The organism is Scandinavium sp. (assembly GCF_036271055.1).
Classification (GTDB): domain Bacteria; phylum Pseudomonadota; class Gammaproteobacteria; order Enterobacterales; family Enterobacteriaceae; genus Scandinavium.
Window position 1 is genome coordinate 1 of record NZ_DATBBJ010000103.1, and the last position, 1,921, is coordinate 1,921.

Annotated in this window: 3 protein-coding genes; all 3 read right to left on the reverse strand. The window is 51.2% G+C overall.

Going from position 1 to position 1,921, the window contains the following annotated elements:
* Window positions 1-678: hypothetical protein (locus VH187_RS22130; protein WP_329703589.1), on the reverse strand; the 678-nt coding region annotated here is incomplete at its 3' end.
* 5 nt (window positions 679-683) lie between these two features.
* A complete protein-coding gene (locus VH187_RS22135; protein ID WP_329703590.1) occupies window positions 684-1,244 on the reverse strand; it encodes a hypothetical protein in 561 nt (186 codons plus the stop codon).
* A 155-nt stretch (window positions 1,245-1,399) separates the two neighbouring features.
* Window positions 1,400-1,921: response regulator transcription factor (locus VH187_RS22140; protein ID WP_329703591.1), on the reverse strand; the 522-nt coding region annotated here is incomplete at its 5' end.

The following is a 1,921-nucleotide window of genomic DNA, read 5'->3' on the forward strand; positions in this document are numbered from 1 at the left end:
GGGTTGGTCGGTGTTTCCGAAGCTTGATGGGACAAGGTTATTCGTCATTTGCGTGACACCAGCAAGGACCAGCCAGTTCCATGCTGCGGCACTTGCCGGGTTCGTGCTCGTTCCGCTAAAGACGTCAAAGCCGCCATTCCCACTGATAAGGAAGGTGCCAGACATTTGATCGTTCCGTCCATAATCGACGGCCTGGTCACAGGGACAGCCACCTGCGGCTATCCCGGGCGGGGCAGGGACTGTAAATTGCTTGGTCCAAATATTCCCGCCGTCGGTGGAATGCCACAGGGGCGCATTTGCCCCCCAGCTTCCGGAAAAGGCCGTCATAACAATCTCGCCCGGGCTCGCGGGATTCACTGCTATCGACGTTTCGCCATCGTTAAAGGTATCGGTGTTCGTCAGATTGGGATCAGTGTTACTCACGACCGCGTCAACAATAAAACCGCCCGGAATCGGCAAAAATGCCTTTATAGCGCGTGGGCCAACTTCTCCAGGAACGGTTAACCGAACGTAGGGTGTGGTGTCCGGCGGTGCGTCTCGGGTTGACTCTTTTGCCTGCTGCTGTGCCTTGTTCTGAGTTTGGGCTGTAGCTGTTGTTACTAAAGGTGAACTTCCCTTTAGTAACAATACCAAACCTGCAATCAATACAGCTAAGCCTGCCTGCGTTAGTCTTTTCATAATCTTTATCCTCCTTTATCAAACTTCACACTTTCCTCGATTTTAATGATTTCTTGTATAACGGACTCATCCACATCCACGGGAGCTGACGCTTCGAGAGAGACCATGTGCTTTTCATCAGCGATGTAGGTACTAATAGCTAAATAGAATGTAGGTGTGTCAATGGATGAACCAGTCGGGTAAACGAGTTTTCCACGAAGCCTTACGGCACGATGTCCATCAATAGCCAGTGTCTGGTGCTCTTGCTTCGGTGTATTTTGTCCTACAACAAGACTGTCCAAGAACCTGTCAGTTACCTCTGCACTCTCATTTACTTTGTCCACCATCCGCACGAGTGCCCTATTTCTTGCCGGGACTTGAGGATCCTCAGAAACATAATTGCGGATTTCAAATTCATTTGCATACCGAAGTTTAGATGGAAACCAATGGTCTGGGTATGAAACTGTGTAGCCAAACTTCTCGCTTCTATAGACCGGCCCCCTTGCCTCCTGCTGCATACTAACGGCTTCTTCTCCTATGATGAAGGTGGCTAAGATTATGACGAAGGAAGCTTTCTTAAACATCATTTATGTTATTCGTATTATGTTCACCTTGAATCATTACCTTTTTGTCTGGAAACGCCCTTCCTCAATTCGATCTGACGATACTAGCAACAGGCACGTGCGGCTGACTATCGGGAACTGTCCCGGATATTTCGCGGTCGTGATCCCCGACTGAGGTATCAGGGTTTTCCCGGAGTTACCTTTGGGTGCGACCCGAACCATTCGCGCGCGCCTTGGTGGAGGGCACCAGCGTCGACGTATCCCAACTTGAGCTTGATGTGTTCGTGATACGTTTCTACGGTTCTCGGGCTGATCCCGAGCTCTTGTGCGATCCGGGTGGTCCCGAAGCCGGCACCAATCAAGCTAAACACGTGGAGCTCGCGATCGGTCAGATTAGGTACCTTGGAATGTGTTGCCTGCCGGGCAACGACCTCGTGAACGGCGCGCAATGCGATGCGCGGACTCACGTAAAGCTCACCTGCGAGAACAGTATCAATTGCACGGAGCAACGCTTCTCGCGTACTGGTTTTCATCCAGTAGCCTAAGGCGCCCGCGCGCAGCGCACGTTCTGCATAAATTTCTTCAGGCTGTCTCGATACAGCAAGAATCCGCGTCTGGGGAAAGCACGCAGCAAGTTGTTTGAGAAGAAAAATTCCGTCGTGATGGCCGAGGAATGGTTCAACAACAAGCAGATCTGGGTG

Bases quoted from the DNA above. Each gene is read 5' to 3' on its own strand.
- VH187_RS22135 (WP_329703590.1), bottom strand. From the start codon at position 1,244: ATGATGTTTAAGAAAGCTTCCTTCGTCATAATCTTAGCCACCTTCATC.